Below are 18,439 nucleotides of genomic sequence, written 5' to 3' on the forward strand. Positions count from 1 at the left end.
TTCGACCATTAAGGAGGATTTATGGCAAAACCTAAAACCAGTCCTCAGCCGAATGAGTTACAACACGAGACCGATTTCGGCAGAGGTGAAATCAAGGACAATGCGTTAAAAGCGGTTGTCACCAGTCAATTGTTCAGAACACGTGTCGTAAAAGCGAAAAAAGGTAAAGGCAGCTTCAGTCGGAAAATGAAGCATAGAGGCAAAGAGCCCTATTCAAAGTTCTCCCCGATGTGGATTTTGAATAGGGCTTTTTTATTGAAGCTGGTTTTTATCAAACTATTCAAATTCAATGGGTTAGTGTTAGTTAAATCACTCTTACCTCACCTTATACTGGCTAGCTTTCTTCTTAAAACTAGACGCTGAAAAGTACCAAATAAGTACTAAAACCTACTAAGTTAGATTCATATCAATAGGAGCCACTTCCTGTCCGACACCGCTCTGCTATATCTTTAGATCAGACAAAACAGCCGAGATTATGGTTTAAAAAGACTGGTGAGAAGTAGGTATGTCATCGACGAGTTATGGTACTTATGGTTGCAAGTATACAAAAGCGTGTGCGTCTTTGTTACTACTATGGCTGTCTATTTGCCCGATGACGTATGCGCACAAGTCAGAGTCTCATTCTTTAATTGTTGCTAACTCCAAAGCTTGGAAGCCATTCTCTTACCTTAGCCCAGACGGTGAACCCAAAGGCATTTTGATCGACTTCTGGAAAGCGTATGCGGCGGACAACCAAATTGATGTTCAGTTTCTGCTTCTTGATTGGGAGGCTTCTTTACAGGCCGTAAAAGAGGGGCGTGCTGACTTTCACGCGGGATTGGTTTACTCATCGGAAAGAGCCGATTACTTGGATTTTGGCGCAGTTATCATGCCCATTCAAACTAAATTATATGTCAATCAAGACGTGCTTTCGATTGATGTCAAAAGTGTTTTAGCTGGTGAAATGACGTTGCCAATTGGTGTCGTTAAAGGAAGTTACGAGTCTGAGTTTATTAAGACGAATTATCCTAATGCGCCTATCGCAGAGTACATCAATAACGACACGATGATACAGGCTGCTGTCGATAAGAAGGTGCTGTATTTTGTCGCGGACCTTCAAGTTGCTAACTTTTATATGGCAACTATGCCGGGAGCAGGCATGTTTGTTCCTGTAATAAATTTATATAGTAAAGACCTTCGGATTGCAGCAGGGTTGCATAGTTCTGCTTCCATTTTGGATGTCTCTCGAGCGTTTGAAAAAGTTATCGATACAGATCGAGAAAGGATCCTCAATCGCTGGAGTGTGGTGAAAACGGTCTATCCTCTTTATCTCCTACCTATTGCGATTTTCGTTATGGCGGTTGCGACGCTGTATCATATCTTCGCACTCAAACGCATGGTTGCGCTGCGCACAAGACAATTGACGATTGCCAACCAGCAATTGCTGGAGATGACGTTAACGGATTCCCTAACAAAACTCTACAACCGTAGACACTTGATTGAACAATTGGCGCTCTTGAATCACTTGCAGCGAAGCTTGACGGTAATGGTATTTGATATTGATGATTTTAAATCAATTAATGACCAATACGGTCATCTTGTCGGAGATAGAGCGATAGTGGCCGTGGCTGAAACAGCAAAATCAATGACTGATGAACGTATGACCTTGGCGAGAATTGGCGGAGAAGAGTTCGCACTCGTGACGGCATCGCTCTCTGAGCGAGAAGCGCGCAACTTTGCTCAAATGCTCTGCAAAGCCGTGTACGAACAACCTATTATCCTTGGTGGGCAAGCGATTCATTTGAGCATTAGCTTAGGCTGCGCATACTACCCTGAATTTACTCACATCGTGAATTTACAAGACGCTGATCAACTGATGTATCAAGGTAAGTCTGAAGGTAAAAATCGCGCTGTGTTTCAAGTCATAACAGACAGCCAAGTTCAACCTGAGCTTCGTCAAGTCCCTTAGCGTTTTTGAGTCACCAATCGCTATTTCTAAATCCTCACTTGCTATACTCAATTGAATTTAAAATTATTATACCCGTTTAGCTTCAAATTCTAGGTCGTGTCGGTACAAAGGGAAGGTATGTATAAAACGTTTTGTGTTCTCGCTTGTGTACTTCTCTCTTCTTTTTCTTACGCTGAGAGCGCTTTCGATATAGTCCAAAAGTCTGATCAAGCGATGCGCGGGAAATCTAGTTATAGCGAAGCCACCATGAAAATTGTTCGCCCTGGCTGGTCACGTTCAATGACCATGAAGAGTTGGACGAAAGGTACGGAATTATCTTTGGTCTTGGTGACTGCTCCGGCGAAAGATAAAGGTAGCGCCTCGTTAAAACGTCATAGAGAAATGTGGAATTGGGTGCCGAGTATAGAGCGAGTGATTAAAATTGCGCCATCCATGCTCAGTCAGTCTTGGATGGGATCAGACTTCACGAATGATGATTTAATTAACCAATCTTCTATTGTTGTCGATTATCAACATCAACTGCTTCAAAGTGAAACCTTTGATGGCGACAAAGTTTGGGTAGTTGATGCACTTGCCAAGCCTGACGCCCCAGTGGTTTGGAGCAAAGTCAGACTGTGGATTTCTCAAACGAGCTTGTTACAGCGCAAAGTCGAGTTTTACGATGAATTTGATGAACTGGTAAATGTTTTGACGACTTACGATGTGAAAACGTTGGGTGGGCGAGACGTTGCGACTCGCATGGAGATGCAGCCGATAGATAAACCAGGAAATAAAACGGTTTTGATTACGCACGAAGCGCAATTTGATTTTGATATCGATGATGACTTTTTCTCCCAGCAGCAAATGAAGGCTCTGCGAGATTAGGGTGGATTTTGGTTTAGATAAGAGGTGAGAATCGGATGCTCATCAAGCTCGCATGGCGAAATCTATGGCGGCAAAAACGGCGGACATTGTTAACCGCTTCTGCGTTAGCTCTTGTTCTGTTTCTCTCCTTACTGACTCGAGCGTTCCAAGAAGGAAGTTACTCCTCAAATATTAAAAACGCTGCGAAGTTCTATACGGGATTAATTCAGCTACAACATCCCGATTTTGGGGACTCCTCTAGCATTGATGATGTCCTTCCTCAAACGCCTGCGTTCATTGCATCTGCCAAAAATAATCCTGATATCGACATCGTTCTGCCGAGAATTGAGTCATTTGCGCTTGCCGCCAAAGACGAACGATCCAAAGGCGTGATGGTGCTCGGCGTTGAGCCTGACGCTGAAGATAGCTACTCCAGCATTAGTGACAAAATCGTACAAGGGCGCTTTATTGCATCTGGACAAAACTCGGTGCTTGTTGGTGAGGGCTTGGCAAACTACCTTCATTTGAACGTTGGTGATGAACTGGTGTTGTATGGTTCGGGTTATCGTGGTCAAACGGCGGCTGGACTGTATCAGGTGTCCGGTATTTTGCACTTTCCTTTGCAGCAGTTAGATTCTCAGTTGGTCTACATGCCTCTTGATACCGCACAAGCGTTGTATTCGCTTGATAACCAAGTCACCGCATGGGTCCTTAACACTCAAAGTTTACGCGTGTTGCCTGACATTGTTAAACAACTAAAGCGCCACTACGGGAATGGCGTCGCAGTAAAAAGCTGGCAGGAGCTGTCGCCAGAACTTTCTCAACAGATAGCCTTGGACAAAGCGGGTGGGATCTTTTTGATCTATATCTTGTACGGCATTGTTGGTTTTGGCCTGTTTGCCACGATTTTGATGATGACGTTAGAGCGCCAGCGTGAATTTGCGGTGATGCTCGCGGCGGGTATGTTGCGCAGCAAGCTTATGGGGCTCGTCGCCATTGAATCGATGTTTATCTCCGTTATTGGTCTTGTGCTCGGTGTCTTGATCAGCGCGCCTGTGCTTGCGTATTTCTATATCAATCCGATTGAGATTACAGGCGATGCTGCACAAGTGATGCTGGAGAGTGGCTTTGAACCAATCGTACCTGTTTCGCTAGCCCCTTATTTGTTAATGGATCAAATTCTTGTCGTTCTCGTTATTTTATCGTTATGTCTGATGTATCCGATGGCTAGACTTCTTCGCTTGCCCATTGCTAGTGGGCTAAAAGGAGGCGCGCATGTTGATTAAATTGGCGTGGCGTAATTTATGGCGGAACAAGCTCAGAACTTCCATTATGCTGGGAGCGATGGTGTTCGGCTTAATGGGCGTTGTTGCCATGATTGGATTCATGAACGGTTTGGTCGACAGCATGATCAAAAACGCGATTGCGTGGCAAACCAGTCATCTACAAGTGCATCAGAAATCCTACCTTAATAATCCTGACCTTAGTGACACAATAACGAATTATCAAACGATAACGGCCGCTTTGGCTGCACATCAAGATGTTAAAGCGGTATCGGCGCGATTTCTTGCTGATGGCATGATTGCTTCTGCGCGCAGTACGAGAGGCGTTCGGATCAATGGCATCAATATTGAACAAGAGCAAAGTATCACACCGCTTACAAGCCATGTGATAGACGGAGAATGGTTAAACGAAGTGGGAAGAAACCCCATTCTCGTTTCGCAAAAAACCGCAAATCGGTTGAAGCTGCGTGTTGGATCGAAAGTGGTTTTAACATTATCTGACATCAAGGGTGATGTATCTGGCGCAGCTTTTCGCGTTCGAGGTATTTTTAAAACGCCATCCACCACGTTTGATGACGGTAATGTCTACGTTCGTAAAGTCGATCTCGAAACAATCGCAGGCTTGTCGGGTGCGCATGAAATTGGCGTTTTGTTGAACTCCAACGAGACTGAACAGCTAGAAAGTGCAGAGGCATTTACGTTATCAATATTGCCACAAGCCAACCGTGAACAATTGGTCGTGAGAAAATGGCAAGAAATACAGCCTTTACTCGCAACAATGATGAGCTCAATGGATATCTCTAACCAAATTATGTTGGTCGTTTTCGTACTTGCCATGACTCTGGGAATCATCAATATCATGCTGATGTCAGTTTTTGAAAGAACGAAAGAGTTTGGGGTGTTAATGGCGGTTGGCATGCAGCAGCATAAAATTCGCACACTGATTATTTTGGAAACGCTATTCCTTGGTTTGAGTGGTTGCGCGCTAGGGTTATTAGGAAGCGCAGTCATGTTGAAAATACTGAGTATTACTGGCTTATCGCTTGGCGCACTTGCGGATGGATTAGGTGCTTATGGCGTCGATACCTTGCTTTATCCAAGAGTGTCGTTTTATGAATATCAATTGATTATTGTGGCTATTTTTGTCGCAAGCTTATTTGCGGCTTTGTATCCAGCAAGGCAAATTCTCAAACATCGACCTGCGGATGCCATGGCGGAGAAAACGTAATGACGATTAAATTGGAAGGCTTATCCAAGACGTACAACCCAAAGAGTGACTTTCCGGTACATGCGGTTCAGAGCGTAGATTTGGAGATCAAGCAAGGTGAGTTTGTCGCTATTATGGGACCTTCTGGTTCAGGGAAAACGACCCTACTAAACATGTTGGGCGGGATCGATTCCCCTACATCAGGACGCGTGGAAATTGATGGATGCTTAATCTCTGATATGTCAGAAAAAGAGTTGATCGCTTATCGACGCGATAACATTGGCTTTATCTTCCAAGATTATAGTCTGCTCCCCGTACTGACAGCTCTTGAAAACGTCGAGTTTGTTATGCAATTGCAAGGGAAAACAGAAAGGGAATGTCGTGAACGCGCCAGCGCGCTACTGCAACAGGTTGGATTATCACAGCAGATGCATAAACGTCCGAGTAAAATGTCTGGAGGCCAACAACAGAGAGTTGCGGTTGCAAGAGCATTGGCACCAAAACCAAGGTTTGTAATGGCAGATGAGCCTACCGCCAACTTAGATGCAAAAAGTACAGCCGAGCTGCTTGATATCATGGAACAACTCAGTGAAAAAGAAGGCACGACATTTATCTTTTCTACCCATGATCCTAGAGTTATTAAGCGCGCACATCGAATCATAGTATTTGAGGACGGGCGTTTGGCACGAGATTTTGCCAACATTGATAACACCATAGAGAAGAGCCATGCGTGGTAGAGTAGAAGGCGTAAGCTTACTATCCAAGTTATTGCGGCTTTTTTTTGCGTTAAGTCCTGCGGTAATTTGCATTAAAACTAATGCCAGCATACCGGGTTTGGAGCCTGAAAAAGCATGGGATATCAATGGCTATGTGAAATACATGGTGACCTATAGTATGCCTGACGAGCAGGATAATACCCTTGACCATCTACTCCATAACCGGATTAACGTTGAATATCGCTTTTCTCCTGAATGGCGAATAAATCTTGGTATCAGGAATAGAGCATTGTGGGGCGATGCGCTTGAGATTCCTCAATATGCGGAACTCGTGGCGCTTGATAATGGGTATTTTGATCTAAGCAAAAACTGGCGAGAAGATAATGTAATCCTCAATACCCAACTGGATCGACTCTACGTCTCTTGGAGTGACCAAGATTGGGGTGCAAGGTTAGGGCGGTTCCGGGTCAACTGGTCAATGAACACCATTTGGAACCCAAACGACATCTACAACGCCTATTCTATTTACGACTTTGATTACGAAGAGCGGGCGGGCACCGACGCTGTCATGGTGAGTAAAAAACTTGGGTTTGCCGACGGGTTAGATCTCGTTTTCTCTCCGTCAAAGCAGTCTAAAGAAAACAGCACGTCACTACGATATTTCTCCAACGTTTCTGGTTGGGACTATCAAATCATTGCGGGTCGATCTCGGCAAGACTATGTTCTTGGAGCAGGGTTTGCGACGGATATCTATCAAGCCGGGTTTCGAGGCGAGTTAAGCTGGTTTGATCCTATTGATACAGAGCGTCAAGGTCAGCCTACTGAGGATACGACAGTCGCTAGTTTGGAGTCAGACTACAGTTTTGGTGGTGTGCGTAACTGGATGGTGAGAGGTGCTTGGTTGTTTATTTCTGAACCAAAGTCAGCGAGCAGCGCATTATCTTACCTAAACCTCCCTCTCTCTGCGAAAACCTTGAGCTTCACGGAGCATACTGTTTATGCCGATGCTAGCTTCGACTTAACGGCGCTCAACCGCGTCACCTTATCGGCTAGTTACTATGATGATGGCTCTTACTTTGCTGGATTATCCAGCAGCTATTCACTCAGTGATAATTGGCAACTGCTAACTGTAGTTCAACATTTTAACGGTACGGACGGCAGCTTATTTGGAGAAACACCTGCAACTTTGGTGTTTGCTAATATCCGGTATAGTTACTAGAGACGCCTTTCATTTAGCTGCTATCCCTAAATAATGCAATCAATCACAAATAATGCCTTGTTCTGAAGTTGTTTTTGATACAAGCATTTAACATTTTTATAAACATCGTTATATTTAAGGCTCATCGTTGTCAGGAGTTTATGGATGAACCTTACGATATCAGGGAAGTTGCAGCTCAGTTTTGTGCTGCTAGCCGTACTTTTTATGGCATCAGCGGTATTCACGTATCGCAACGTCACCACCGTAGAGCAATACGCCTCTTCGCTACTTAAATCCGATTTACCGACCGTAGACACCAGTCGCGGTATCCAACAGTCCGTTCAAGCGTCGTTGTCTTCTATTCGAGCCTACATGTTGCTAGGTGGCGATGAAGAGGCTAGCGCACGTCTGAGTGAGGACGTGCGTAATATCATGGTGTCAACAGACGAGTCGCTTCCGACGTTGCAGGCTTTGATCTCTGAACAGGATTTTCAAGCGATCCAAAGCCAGTGGGACGCAGTAAAAGTTTCTCTGAACAAGTTGATTGAACTTAGCCACAGTGACGAAAACTTACCCGCGCATAACCTCTTTATTAACGAAGCGGCACCCATTGCAGAAGTAGCACTTGATCAGCTTCAAAGCTTAATCAATGAAGAGTCAGGAAACCCATTTGGTGGAGACAGAAAGCGTCTGTTTAAAGTTTATGCCGACAGCTATACCTCACTCGCCAATGCACTGTCTGCTTTGCGAGATTTCCTGTTGTACGGGCAGCAAGATCATCTGGACAAATACCACGACTTGATTAAGTACCACAATCAGTCCGTGGCGGAAATCGACAGTAAACTCGACAGACTGACTGATAACGACCAATCATTGTGGTCACTGTTTAAAGAAATGCAGCAACTGTACTTTCCTTTAGCAGAGCAGGTAATTGCATTGCGTCAATCGCCAGAGTGGAACGAATCAAACTTGCTGATGGCGAACGAACTGTTGCCAGCAGCAGATGCCCTAGACCAAAGCTTAGAGACGATCGTATTGGCGCAGCAAAGTCGTGCTGATCAAAGCGGACAGGGCATTAATCAGTCCATCAAGAACGTACTCACCACCATGCTGATTGCGGCAGCGTTGGTTTTGTTTGCCGCAGTAGCGATTTCAAAATACATGGGCAACACCATTGGTCGCCGAGTGAAAAACTTATCGGAGCGAGCAAAGACGATCGCTTCAGGGGACGTTTCTCAGCCTTCGCTCACTGTTGTTGGGAAAGATGAATTGGCAGACCTTACCGATTCGATTAACCGCATGAACCAATCGTTAGCGAGCATCGTGGCCGGGGTGAGTGAGAAAGCGCATCAAGTGGATACCAGCATGGGAGCTTTGTTGGAATCGGCGCAAGTCACTTCATCGAATGTGGAACAGCAACAGACCAGCATTGTTGAAATGGGAAGCCAATTGGATGAAATCGCTTTAGCCGCGCGTAACACTCTAGATCAAGCCAATCAATCGGTGCAGAAGCTTTCTGATTCAAAAGGCGAGATTGAACAAGGTCGTGATGCTTTAGAGCAAAATAAAGTCACCATGGAAAGCTTGCACGGCAGCATTGAAACCGCGAGCACGCAAGTAACGCAGTTAAGCAAAGAGAGCGAAGCCATTGGTCGAGTGACGGAAGTGATTGAAGGCTTGGCAGAGCAAACTAACTTACTGGCATTGAATGCCGCGATAGAAGCGGCGCGTGCGGGCGACCAAGGACGAGGCTTTGCAGTCGTGGCAGACGAAGTACGCATGTTAGCGACGCGCACTACTCAATCGACGACAGAAATCAACGGTATCATCAATGCGATTCAACGCTCGACCCATTCGGTGGTTGAGGAGATTGAACACAGTCAATCACTTGCGGAGCAGGGCGCTGAGCACATTGAAAAAGCGGTAACTCGTTTGCTTGTCACGACCGAGCAAATTGGTTCTTTGAATGAACAAATGGCAGAGCTTGCGGCAGCGGCAGAGCAGCAATCTCATGCGACCAATTCGATCACTGGATTGATGTCCGGTATTACTCAATCAGTGGATGAGGTTTCGAATAACAGCCAACGTGCATCAGAGACATCATTGCAAGTAAAAGAGCAAGTTACTGAGCTGAATCAACAGATGGCAACTTTTAAAACGGCGTAGATAAGGTTTACGTCTGTTCATCTACTTTTGAACGTTAACCAAATAGTAAAAAAGCCCCAATCCTTTTTACACAAAAAGGGTTGGGGCTTTTTGTTGGATGATACGCCGATATTCGTCTGCTTGCTCATTGGATTTGTCTATTTAAATCATAGCTAAAACCAAATTTTCTTCACCGAGGTGGAGTCGTAATATGACTCCATCGGCAGCAAATACTGCAAAAGAATTTTTAAACTTTATACCAATCCCGGTAAGAGAATCGTTCGTTACTACGATTGGTATCATCCTTCTAGGAGCAAGATTATGAACAAACAAGTAAGCCTAATTGGTCTAGACAGCGAACAATCAGCACAACTAGCTCAACAGCTAAATCAACTACTAGCGCATTACCAAGTGTTGTACATGAACTCACGCGGTTACCACTGGAACATCAAAGGTCAGCAATTCTTCGAACTGCACGTAAAATTTGAAGAGATCTACACGGATCTACAAACCAAAATCGATGAGCTTGCAGAGCGTATTCTTACCTTGGGTCATACACCAGCGCACGCATTCAGCAACTACTTGGAAGCAAGTGAAATTAAAGAACATCAAAACGCGACTTCTGGTGAGGAGTGTGTACAAGGTCTGGTTCAAGGCTTTAGCGTTCTACTTCTAAAACAGCGTGAGATTCTACAAAACGCGGGTGAAGCAGGCGATGAAGGTACCGCGGCATTGATGGGTGACTACATCCGTGAGCAAGAAAAATTAATGTGGATGCTTAACGCTTACCTACAAGGCTAAGCGACGCATCACCCAAGCACTCACTTGGGGAGGCATAAATAAATCGGGAATAAGTCAAAGGAGCACGCGAGTGCTCCTTTTGTTTATGAAAGTACCTAGTTAGTCGCGAATGTGCTTAAAAGACTGAAAATGTTCGAGTAAATCGGTCAGTTCTGTTACAGCAAGAGAGGCGGAGTCGCGGAATTGTGCAGTCGTATTGTGGTGAACAAGGCAGGATGGCATTTGGGCGTTGTATGCGGCTTGTAGGTCATAAAGGAAATCGCCCACATAAAGTACTTCATCTGGCATTAATCGCCACTCTTTGGCTAGGACTTGGAGCGATAAAGGATCAGGTTTTGCTGGGTAGCATTCACGAGTGAGGACATGTTCAACATCAATTCGGTTATGTTCCAACTTACGCAGCGTAGCGATCAAACAGTTGCGCGTTACTATCGCGGTTTTAACTTTATGCTGATGTAAGTATGCCAAAAGCTCGTGGCAACCCAGCATCGGAGATGATTGCTCAGCATCAGAAATTTCATGATCAAAGATAACATTATGGGCATGCTCTCTCTGATGTGGATGGTCAAGCTTATCAACAAAATCCAATAAATCTTCGTTTTGTGGACAGCCTAGTTGCTGACGAAGATCTTTGAAGTTCATATCGGAGCTGACGAGCGTATTGTCTAAGTCGAAAATAACGGCTTTGACTCTTTCAAGTTTTAATGGAAAAGGAACCATGATGACCTCGTACGACTTAAACCAAGCTATCTTTCTAAAAACAAAAGGTTATTGTTAATTTTAGATTCAAACGTGTTACTTGTACGAAAATAAATCACTGATACGTCACAAATTAAATAGCCTCAATAATGTTGGTGTTTGATTACTTCTCTTCAAGACGGAAAATTTTGCCTGTATCTGTTGAAAAATAGACATAGCCATCCGGACTGATGGTGATATCTCTGACTCGCTCGCCAAGATTCTCCATCAATCTTTTTGATTCGGTGAGCTTGCCATTCTCAATAGAAACCACGTTGATGTGCGCCAGCTTCAAGGCACCGGCGAGGATTTTTCCATCCAACTCTGGGTACTTATCACCACGATACACCACCATATTGCTTGGCGCGATAGACGGAATATAAACCAACTTTGGGTCTTCCATATTCGGTAAGCTTTTCGCTTCTCCAACGTCTAACGGTCCCCAATACTCTTTACCCTGAGAGACCTTTGCCCAGCCGTAGTTTGCTCCTTTCCTAATCAGGTTGATTTCATCACCACCACGAGGGCCATGTTCAATCGACCAAAGCTGTTTTGTTGCTTTGTCGTAAAACATGCCTTGTGGGTTACGGTGCCCGTAACTCCATATTTCAGGGCGAGCCTCAGAAGTCTTGAATGGATTATCTTGTGGTACCGAGCCATCAAGGTTGAGGCGAAGAATAGTGCCTGCATGGGTTTGAGTGTCTTGCCCATTATTACGTTCGCCACGGTCCCCAATTGAGAAGTAAACCTTGTCATCGACAAACGCAATACGGCTGCCGTAATGACGGCTGGTGTCCGTGATTGCGTCGGCGACAAAGACGTCTTTCCAATCCACAAGTTGATTGTTTTTCAATTGTGCGGTCGCTAAGGCCACAGTATTTCCTTTATCGGTACGTTTGCTGTAAGTAAAGAAAAGTTGTGGATTTTGTGGAGCGGTATTCGGCACTAGAGCTACATCTAATAAACCAGCTTGCCCACTGGTGTTCACATTCGGTACTTTGAAGAGGGTTTGCTGTTTTCCCGACGCAATATTAAGTAATGAAACGGTGCCGTTTTTTTCATTCACGATCATTTGTTGCTTATCGAGAAATTCAATTCCCCATGGGATTTGAAACCCATTGGCAACCTCATTGGCACGATAGTCCGCAGCATCGATAGAAAAAGCTAGGCAAGCGAGTAGGGTCGCAGTGATAGTTCTCATGGTTCCTTCCAATATGAATCCAAGATACTTAAAAGCTAACACTAAAAGAGGACGTTTGGCAGGGTATGCGAATATAAAAAATCCCCAATACGAGATCGGGGATTGAATTAAGACTAGAGAATTGTTTACTTAGCGAGCCTACATCGCTTCTTCGAAGATCTTAGAGATCTCTTCGTGCGTTGCTTGTTTCGGGTTAGTGAAACCACAAGCGTCTTTTAGCGCGTTGTCCGCTAAGGTTGGGATATCTTCTAGCTTCGCACCAAGCTCTTTAATGCCTGATGGGATGCCGACATCTTTAGCAAGCTCAACGATAGCATCAATGGCCGCCGCAGCACCTTGCTCTGCTGACATACCTTCAACATCAACACCCATTGCTTTAGCAACGTCACGTAAACGCTCTGGACATACTTGCGCATTGTAACGTTGTACGTGAGGTAGAAGAATCGCGTTACATACACCGTGTGGCAGGTCGTAGAAGCCGCCTAGTTGGTGCGCCATTGCGTGAACGTAACCAAGAGATGCGTTGTTGAATGCCATACCTGCCATGAACTGTGCGTATGCCATTTGCTCGCGAGCTTCAAGGTTTTCACCGTTTTTCACTGCTGTGCGAAGGTGAGCTTGAATCAGTTCAATTGCTTTGATTGCTACCGCGTCAGTGATTGGTGTCGCAGCGATAGATACGTAAGCTTCAATCGCGTGTGTTAGCGCATCCATACCTGTTGCGGCAGTAAGAGACGCAGGTTTAGCAAGCATCAATTCAGGATCATTCACTGACATCAATGGTGTTGTGTGTTTGTCCACAATCGCCATCTTAATGTGGCGCTCTTCATCTGTGATGATGCAGAAACGCGTCATTTCAGAAGCAGTACCAGCCGTTGTGTTGATTGATACGAGAGGCAGCATTGGTTTTGCGGATTGGTCAACGCCTTCGTAATCGCCGATCTTGCCGCCGTTTGACGCCACTAAAGCGATACCTTTTGCACAATCGTGCGGTGAGCCGCCTCCGAGTGAGATAACGAAGTCACATTCGTTTTCTTTTAGTAAAGCTAAGCCATCATTAACGTTGGTGATAGTAGGGTTTGGTTGAGTGCCATCGTACACAACGGTTGCTACGTCGCGTTCAGTGAGAAGGTCTTGAACTTGTTTGACTACACCGATTTGGTTAAGGATCTTATCCGTAACGATCAAACCTTTTTTAAAGCCTTGAGATTGGATGCTGTCTGCTGCGTCTTTTAAACAACCAGCGCCCATTAGGTTTACCGTAGGGATAAAAAATGCACTTGTCATATTGGATAGCTCCGTCGTTATTTTTAATAATCTTTCTTAATTTGCCATTTACTGTCGCACACTCGTTTCCAGATTGAAGTTGATCTGAAGCAAGTTTACCTATTTAGAGGTATTTGCAAGAGAAAAACTGTGACAGTGATCTTGTTGCACAGCGTATAGGTGCAACACAGATATAAAGTAGAACAAATATGAAACCAGTGACGCAATCGATTGGCGAAAATTGATATCTAATACGGATATATCTCTAAATTAGACTAAAGTATAAAAAATCCCCATTAATAACTTAACTATCAATGGGGATGGGAGGTAGGTTTATAAGTTATCTATCAATAATTAGGCAATATCAATCAGCTTTGATACTAACTTTTCGATACCTGATGCCGCTTGAGAGATATTCTCTGCCAACATATAAGCTGGGGTTGATAGAACGAGGTGTGTTTCATCAAAAACGATATCCTCGACAGAGCAAGTGATGTGCTCACCGCCCATTTGATTAAATGCTATCGAGATCGCTTCATCGTTGCCTACGGTGCCTTTCACGCCTTGATCATAAATCATCGGAATAATGACAGGTGAAATACACAGATAACCTGCTGGCTTTTTCGCATGAGCGAATGCGCGACATGCTTGAGCTACGTGTGTATTAATCGAGCACTCAGCTCCTGATACTGCGAAGTCAGTGAGGTTTTTAGCGGCACCAAAACCGCCAGGTAAGAGTAGGGCATCAAACTCATCTGGGTTTAATCTTGCAACATCATCAATATTGCCACGTGCAAGGCGTGCAGATTCCACCAACACATTTCGTGTTTCGTCCATCTCTTCGCCAGTTAGATGATTAATCACGTGTAATTGATCGATGTTAGGAGCAAAGCAATGCCATGATGCACCTTCTTTTTCAATGGCATGGAGTGCTAATACGGCTTCATGTAGTTCTGTGCCATCGTAAACACCTGAACCACTGAAGATAACTGCGACTTTTTTCATTTGAGAATTCCTTTAGTCTGAGGTTTCCGTTTGTTGCTCTGTTTCTTTTAGATGCTGAGTGCTCGAATCAGTTTCGACGATTTCGCTATCGTCGTCTTCTTCATCATAGTAGCGCACAACAAAAGGTGTAAGCATAACACTCGAGGGCAGAAAATGTTTCATATCGACTCCAACTGCGTAATGGAGTGATTTTTATACTGATTTTTATAAAACAGTACGTTGAACCTGATCATTTTTGAGTTAAGCTGATGTTTCCTTTGGCATTCGTGAGTGGTAGGTCACATGAAATCAGTGCAATTTCGTTTCACACTTTATGGTTGTATTGCCATCCTCTCTTGGAGTTGCTTACTTGGCATTGCCAGGTTGGTTACCGAGAGCCTAGGTCCCGTGGGCGGGGCGGCCATGTTGTACTCTCTCAGTTCTATTTTCCTTCTTATCGTAGTTGGCATTCCGAAGTTATCGTACTTTTCTCCAAAGTATCTCGTGCTTGGTGGCGCGATGTTCGTTTGTTATGAAATATTTCTCGCTTTATCTCTGGGATATTCCAACTCGCGTGCGCAGGCTATTGAGGTGTCGATTGTCAATTACCTTTGGCCAGCACTCACCGTTTTGTTTGCGGTTTTAGGCAGTAACAAAAAAACAAACTGGCTGCTTTATCCAGCGGTTGCGCTGGCGTTTATCGGAGTCGCGTGGACGGTGAGTGGTGAAAATGGCTTATCCGTTACTCAGATTATGTCCAATGTCAGTAGTAACCCTTTGGTTTACTTTATGGCTTTCGCAGGAGCAGTTATATGGGCTTTTTATTGTAATTTAACCCAGAGGCAGCAATCCAAACATAACGCGATTACGTTGTTTTTCATTGCTACTGCTGTTTCGTTATGGGTGAAATATGCGTTTGCCGATGAGCCAGAGATGACTTTTTCATGGGAAGCAATGGGCTACCTTTTTGCTTCTGCGGCGTTGATGGCTGGTGGTTATGGTTTGTGGAACATCGCGATTGTTGGCGGAAACATGGTCTTTCTTGCGACACTTTCTTACTTTACGCCCATTTTCTCTGCGCTATTTTCTTCCATTATTCTTGGTGTGACGTTGAGCCCGAGCTTTTGGCAGGGGGTTGTGATGGTTACGGTGGGCTCTTTGCTTTGCTGGGTTGTCACCAAGGAGAAGCGTGAAGCTGCAGGTTAAACCAAAATTATCTGATTTTATCTTTGCGCTGTATGCTCAAATGACAGAAAGAAAAAAGCTCCCGACCGAGGGAGCTTTTTTCTTTCGTGTTCTAACAGTTTGCGACGTTTAAATGGAGTTGCAGTTTGAATCTGTGCTTCGACAGACGTTTCGTTAACTGAGTGCGAGTTTGTTCCAACTTATCCAATGCAATGGTGTCGTCATCGACGTGCAAATCGATGTTAATACGAAGCTCTTGGCCCACTTTAGTGATACCCGCTAACTTCAGCTGGTGGTCAGATGTTTTTTCTATCTCTAGTACATCATTGCCAACGACCTGACATAGCTCTTTGCTTGGTGTCATCATTAGTAGCTCACGTAGTGCACCAACCAACATATCAAAAGGAACTTTCAGAAAGTAGAAGCCCATTAGCACCATCATCATAGGATCGGCATAAACCGCATATTCAGCGAATGGCGTTAGTGATACAGCCCAAGCAGCAACAAATCCTACCGTCACTGCCACACTTAATAGCGTATCCATCTGCCACTGTTTTTTCTCTGCTTCAATCAAGCCTGATGAGAAGCGACGGCTGCGTTTCGCCATAAACCACCAAGCGTAACCACAACCGATGACGTTTACGATGCCGAATAGAGTAGCAATAGAAGCATCGACTTCACGGCCTCCGGACATCAATGCTGAAATTGCAGAGTAAAGAGACAAGCTTACAACCACTAAAATGACAGCCGCTTTTATCGCAATAACGATTGGCTCTAAGACCGCTTTTCCAAATGGGAATACAGATTTTGAGGGCTTGTTAATATAGTAGGAAGCGGCCAGTGACAATAAAGTTAACAGTAAGCTGACCAAAGAGTAAACACCGTCAAAAACGATGACAATTGATCCTACAAGCAAGCCAAGTACCATACCACCAGCAGCGAACCCAGATGCTAAAAGGGCTGAAATGGTTAGAATACGGTTTTCGTTTTTGCTTGTCCTGTCACACATAAAAGATGCCTTTAAATTTTAATACCTTACTATTCTTCTCGCATAAGGTAATTTAGGCAACCACTAAGTGAGCAGGTTCTAATCTAAAAAGTTGCGTTTTTGTTTATGTTCTTATAAAACAATGACTTGCTGCATGGTTGTGGTGCCAATAAAATTGGCGCTCACTGATAAAATGTTTAGAAGTCAAATAAATACTCGCTCAATTTATCCGCTAACCATGTCATTGCTGGGTGCTCAGTTTGACCGTTAGGTGAAAACATACAGTAGTCTTCTTGTGTCAATCCGTATGTATGCTTGATAACGGCGAGCTTTTGCTGGCGAAGGTAATGGCGGATTAATGGTTCTGGCAGTACACCCCAAGCGTCTTCTTCTAAGATGGTGTTGAGCATGTAGTCAAAACTCGAAAAGCCAATGTATCGAGTCGAGAAAGGCTGCAGTTCAGGGTTGTCTTTCTCATTTAGGTACACCATCAACGCTTGCATCTGGCTGCGCAGATCTTCGTCTGAGACTCTGCGCATCTTACTTAGGCGGTGTTCTGCACTGCATACTGACATCATACGTATCTTGCCTAGTGGGTTATACACGATACGAGGATCGTCGACGCGCTCATAATCAACACCAAAGGCAAAATCCACTTGGTGGGTACTGACTAAGTTGGCCAAGTCGCCACTGGATGCCAGGATTAAGTTGAAGGTTGTGGAAGGGAAGCGGTTATTCAGTGTATGAGAAAGCTCCTGCCAGAGATCATCAGGTAAGGAGTCGTCACGTGCAACCCAAACTTCCGCGTTAAAACCTTCTGAGATTTGAGCACAGGTTTTTCTTATCCGCTGTGCGATGATAAGTAGGTGTTCGCAATCTTTGTAAATGGCTTTCCCAGCTTCAGAGAGAGTGAGCTGGTTGCCAGTTCGGGTAAACAACTCAACGTTGAGATCTTTCTCTAAAGCCTTAATCGACATACTGAGTTTGGTGCGATTACAATCGAGTTGCCTTGCTGCTTCAGAAACAGAACCACACTCAGCGATGGTGCAGAAGGCTTCTACTTGAGTTAAGTTCATGATTTGACACAACCAATAAATGAATTCAAATAATTTGGGTATTATGCAGATGTGCTCCCAAAGCCGTGAAAGATTATCGAAAAAAACGCGAATCCGCCAGATAAGTCTATGGTCTTTTAACGGTTTTGCGGTAATCTATGTGGGTTACAAAAAGTGAACATGGAGGCCACGATGGCACAAGATTGGGACGGCTTAGCAAAAAACTGGGAATCAAATCCAGCAACAGAGCAATTTGCGCAGTCGGTGTTTGAGCAGTTACAACAGCTAACTCAGCTTGATGGCATTAAAGTACTAGATTTTGGATGCGGAACAGGGCAGTTAAGTCAACGATTGTCACCGATGGTTAAAGACATCGTAGCATTAGACGCATCGGAAGCCATGATTGAAGAACTCGATAAAAAAGAGCTTGCCAATGTAGAACCTGTCGTAGATGCATTGTCTCGCGGCTTGGTCGCTCAGCATCCAGCGTTTCGTGGACAGTTTGACCTAGTAGTTGCATCGTCAGTTTTAGCGTTTGTGGAAGACTTAGACGCGTCATTAAAAATCTCGCATTCTTTACTTAACCACGGCGGTTACTTTGTTCATTTTGATTGGATTGCAGAATCTGAACAAGACGGTTTTACCCTTGCGAAGTCTAAACGTGCTTTGAAAGATGCAGGTTTTACTGAGGTGGAATCGCAACACGTTTTTGACATTACATCTGATGGTAAAACGATGTCGGTATTAATGGGGCTTGGTCGCCGTTAAGACTGAATAAAGAACACCACACGATAAAAGCGAGCTACCTAGCTCGCTTTTTTCTTATCGGTTGAGGGGATGTAACTAAGTTAATCTCACTTGTTCTTCAACCTGTCGCCGCG

Annotated in this window: 18 protein-coding genes; 11 read left to right on the forward strand and 7 right to left on the reverse strand. The window is 44.5% G+C overall.

Annotated features, from left to right (window positions below):
• The first annotated feature begins 21 nt into the window (after window positions 1-21).
• From MTR11_RS12145 to MTR11_RS12185, 9 genes are all read left to right on the forward strand, one after another.
• Window positions 22-363 (forward strand): alternative ribosome-rescue factor A, encoded by a 342-nt coding sequence (locus MTR11_RS12145; protein WP_046873700.1) that lies wholly within the window; start codon window positions 22-24, stop codon window positions 361-363.
• 142 nt (window positions 364-505) lie between these two features.
• Window positions 506-1,948, forward strand: a complete 1,443-nt coding sequence (locus MTR11_RS12150; protein WP_243327662.1) for a diguanylate cyclase domain-containing protein — start codon at window positions 506-508, stop codon at window positions 1,946-1,948.
• Between the two features lie 117 nt (window positions 1,949-2,065).
• On the forward strand, window positions 2,066-2,812 hold the full coding sequence (locus tag MTR11_RS12155) for an outer membrane lipoprotein-sorting protein (protein WP_243327664.1): 747 nt from the start codon (window positions 2,066-2,068) through the stop codon (window positions 2,810-2,812).
• A gap of 35 nt (window positions 2,813-2,847) precedes the next feature.
• A complete protein-coding gene (locus tag MTR11_RS12160; protein WP_243327666.1) occupies window positions 2,848-4,077 on the forward strand; it encodes an ABC transporter permease in 1,230 nt (409 codons plus the stop codon).
• Window positions 4,067-5,302 (forward strand): ABC transporter permease, encoded by a 1,236-nt coding sequence (locus MTR11_RS12165; protein WP_243327667.1) that lies wholly within the window; start codon window positions 4,067-4,069, stop codon window positions 5,300-5,302. The genes MTR11_RS12160 and MTR11_RS12165 overlap by 11 nt, the downstream gene beginning before the upstream one ends.
• Entirely contained in the window at window positions 5,302-6,018 is a 717-nt protein-coding gene (locus tag MTR11_RS12170; RefSeq protein ID WP_005391145.1) for an ABC transporter ATP-binding protein, read from the forward strand. The genes MTR11_RS12165 and MTR11_RS12170 overlap by 1 nt, the downstream gene beginning before the upstream one ends.
• Window positions 6,008-7,216 (forward strand): hypothetical protein, encoded by a 1,209-nt coding sequence (locus tag MTR11_RS12175; RefSeq protein WP_243327669.1) that lies wholly within the window; start codon window positions 6,008-6,010, stop codon window positions 7,214-7,216. Before MTR11_RS12170 ends, MTR11_RS12175 begins: the two co-directional genes overlap by 11 nt.
• Before the next feature lie 144 nt (window positions 7,217-7,360).
• Window positions 7,361-9,361 carry a methyl-accepting chemotaxis protein gene (locus MTR11_RS12180; protein WP_243327670.1) on the forward strand — a complete coding sequence of 667 codons (2,001 nt, stop codon included), beginning with the start codon at window positions 7,361-7,363 and terminating at the stop codon, window positions 9,359-9,361.
• A 300-nt stretch (window positions 9,362-9,661) separates the two neighbouring features.
• Window positions 9,662-10,141 (forward strand): Dps family protein, encoded by a 480-nt coding sequence (locus MTR11_RS12185; RefSeq protein WP_045373755.1) that lies wholly within the window; start codon window positions 9,662-9,664, stop codon window positions 10,139-10,141.
• Between the two features lie 99 nt (window positions 10,142-10,240).
• On the opposite strand, the gene MTR11_RS12190 is transcribed toward MTR11_RS12185, so the two are convergent.
• From MTR11_RS12190 to MTR11_RS12210, 5 genes are all read right to left on the reverse strand, one after another.
• The gene (locus tag MTR11_RS12190) at window positions 10,241-10,861 is read right to left on the reverse strand and encodes an HAD family hydrolase (protein WP_243327673.1); all 621 of its coding nucleotides are present in this window, start codon (window positions 10,859-10,861) and stop codon (window positions 10,241-10,243) included.
• 142 nt (window positions 10,862-11,003) lie between these two features.
• The gene (locus MTR11_RS12195) at window positions 11,004-12,080 is read right to left on the reverse strand and encodes a PQQ-dependent sugar dehydrogenase (RefSeq protein ID WP_243327674.1); all 1,077 of its coding nucleotides are present in this window, start codon (window positions 12,078-12,080) and stop codon (window positions 11,004-11,006) included.
• Window positions 12,081-12,218: 138 nt separating this feature from the next.
• A complete protein-coding gene (gene yiaY / locus MTR11_RS12200) occupies window positions 12,219-13,367 on the reverse strand; it encodes an L-threonine dehydrogenase (RefSeq protein ID WP_005391135.1) in 1,149 nt (382 codons plus the stop codon).
• 333 nt (window positions 13,368-13,700) lie between these two features.
• Complete coding sequence (elbB, locus tag MTR11_RS12205; RefSeq protein ID WP_046873691.1) at window positions 13,701-14,351, reverse strand: isoprenoid biosynthesis glyoxalase ElbB; 651 nt, start codon at window positions 14,349-14,351, stop codon at window positions 13,701-13,703.
• A gap of 12 nt (window positions 14,352-14,363) precedes the next feature.
• On the reverse strand, window positions 14,364-14,513 hold the full coding sequence (locus tag MTR11_RS12210) for a hypothetical protein (protein ID WP_243327676.1): 150 nt from the start codon (window positions 14,511-14,513) through the stop codon (window positions 14,364-14,366).
• A gap of 120 nt (window positions 14,514-14,633) precedes the next feature.
• Here MTR11_RS12210 and yddG point away from each other — a divergent pair, with 120 nt between their 5' ends.
• On the forward strand, window positions 14,634-15,536 hold the full coding sequence (gene yddG / locus MTR11_RS12215; protein WP_048625236.1) for an aromatic amino acid DMT transporter YddG: 903 nt from the start codon (window positions 14,634-14,636) through the stop codon (window positions 15,534-15,536).
• Between the two features lie 91 nt (window positions 15,537-15,627).
• Here yddG and MTR11_RS12220 read toward each other — a convergent pair whose 3' ends face one another.
• Both MTR11_RS12220 and MTR11_RS12225 read right to left on the reverse strand, forming a co-directional pair.
• The gene (locus tag MTR11_RS12220) at window positions 15,628-16,524 is read right to left on the reverse strand and encodes a cation diffusion facilitator family transporter (protein WP_243327678.1); all 897 of its coding nucleotides are present in this window, start codon (window positions 16,522-16,524) and stop codon (window positions 15,628-15,630) included.
• Window positions 16,525-16,700: 176 nt separating this feature from the next.
• Entirely contained in the window at window positions 16,701-17,579 is an 879-nt protein-coding gene (locus MTR11_RS12225; protein ID WP_006742040.1) for a LysR family transcriptional regulator, read from the reverse strand.
• Window positions 17,580-17,750: 171 nt separating this feature from the next.
• Between MTR11_RS12225 and MTR11_RS12230 the strand changes: the two genes are divergently transcribed.
• Window positions 17,751-18,326, forward strand: a complete 576-nt coding sequence (locus MTR11_RS12230) for a class I SAM-dependent DNA methyltransferase (RefSeq protein WP_006742039.1) — start codon at window positions 17,751-17,753, stop codon at window positions 18,324-18,326.
• Window positions 18,327-18,439: the final 113 nt, after the last annotated feature.

The sequence above is a fragment of the Vibrio sp. CCB-PB317 genome, from assembly GCF_022808245.1.
Taxonomy (GTDB): Bacteria; Pseudomonadota; Gammaproteobacteria; order Enterobacterales; family Vibrionaceae; genus Vibrio; species Vibrio diabolicus.

Excerpts from the sequence above, each read along its gene's own strand:
- MTR11_RS12230 (WP_006742039.1), top strand. The coding sequence starts at position 17,751 with ATGGCACAAGATTGGGACGGCTTAGCAAAAAACTGGGAATCAAATCCA.
- MTR11_RS12225 (WP_006742040.1), bottom strand. The coding sequence starts at position 17,579 with ATGAACTTAACTCAAGTAGAAGCCTTCTGCACCATCGCTGAGTGTGGT.
- MTR11_RS12170 (WP_005391145.1), top strand. The coding sequence starts at position 5,302 with ATGACGATTAAATTGGAAGGCTTATCCAAGACGTACAACCCAAAGAGT.
- MTR11_RS12190 (WP_243327673.1), bottom strand. The coding sequence starts at position 10,861 with ATGGTTCCTTTTCCATTAAAACTTGAAAGAGTCAAAGCCGTTATTTTC.
- yiaY (WP_005391135.1), bottom strand. The coding sequence starts at position 13,367 with ATGACAAGTGCATTTTTTATCCCTACGGTAAACCTAATGGGCGCTGGT.
- MTR11_RS12210 (WP_243327676.1), bottom strand. The coding sequence starts at position 14,513 with ATGAAACATTTTCTGCCCTCGAGTGTTATGCTTACACCTTTTGTTGTG.
- MTR11_RS12165 (WP_243327667.1), top strand. The coding sequence starts at position 4,067 with ATGTTGATTAAATTGGCGTGGCGTAATTTATGGCGGAACAAGCTCAGA.
- MTR11_RS12220 (WP_243327678.1), bottom strand. The coding sequence starts at position 16,524 with ATGTGTGACAGGACAAGCAAAAACGAAAACCGTATTCTAACCATTTCA.
- MTR11_RS12145 (WP_046873700.1), top strand. The coding sequence starts at position 22 with ATGGCAAAACCTAAAACCAGTCCTCAGCCGAATGAGTTACAACACGAG.
- yddG (WP_048625236.1), top strand. The coding sequence starts at position 14,634 with ATGAAATCAGTGCAATTTCGTTTCACACTTTATGGTTGTATTGCCATC.
- MTR11_RS12150 (WP_243327662.1), top strand. The coding sequence starts at position 506 with ATGTCATCGACGAGTTATGGTACTTATGGTTGCAAGTATACAAAAGCG.
- MTR11_RS12155 (WP_243327664.1), top strand. The coding sequence starts at position 2,066 with ATGTATAAAACGTTTTGTGTTCTCGCTTGTGTACTTCTCTCTTCTTTT.
- MTR11_RS12185 (WP_045373755.1), top strand. The coding sequence starts at position 9,662 with ATGAACAAACAAGTAAGCCTAATTGGTCTAGACAGCGAACAATCAGCA.
- MTR11_RS12160 (WP_243327666.1), top strand. The coding sequence starts at position 2,848 with ATGCTCATCAAGCTCGCATGGCGAAATCTATGGCGGCAAAAACGGCGG.
- MTR11_RS12175 (WP_243327669.1), top strand. The coding sequence starts at position 6,008 with ATGCGTGGTAGAGTAGAAGGCGTAAGCTTACTATCCAAGTTATTGCGG.
- elbB (WP_046873691.1), bottom strand. The coding sequence starts at position 14,351 with ATGAAAAAAGTCGCAGTTATCTTCAGTGGTTCAGGTGTTTACGATGGC.
- MTR11_RS12180 (WP_243327670.1), top strand. The coding sequence starts at position 7,361 with ATGAACCTTACGATATCAGGGAAGTTGCAGCTCAGTTTTGTGCTGCTA.
- MTR11_RS12195 (WP_243327674.1), bottom strand. The coding sequence starts at position 12,080 with ATGAGAACTATCACTGCGACCCTACTCGCTTGCCTAGCTTTTTCTATC.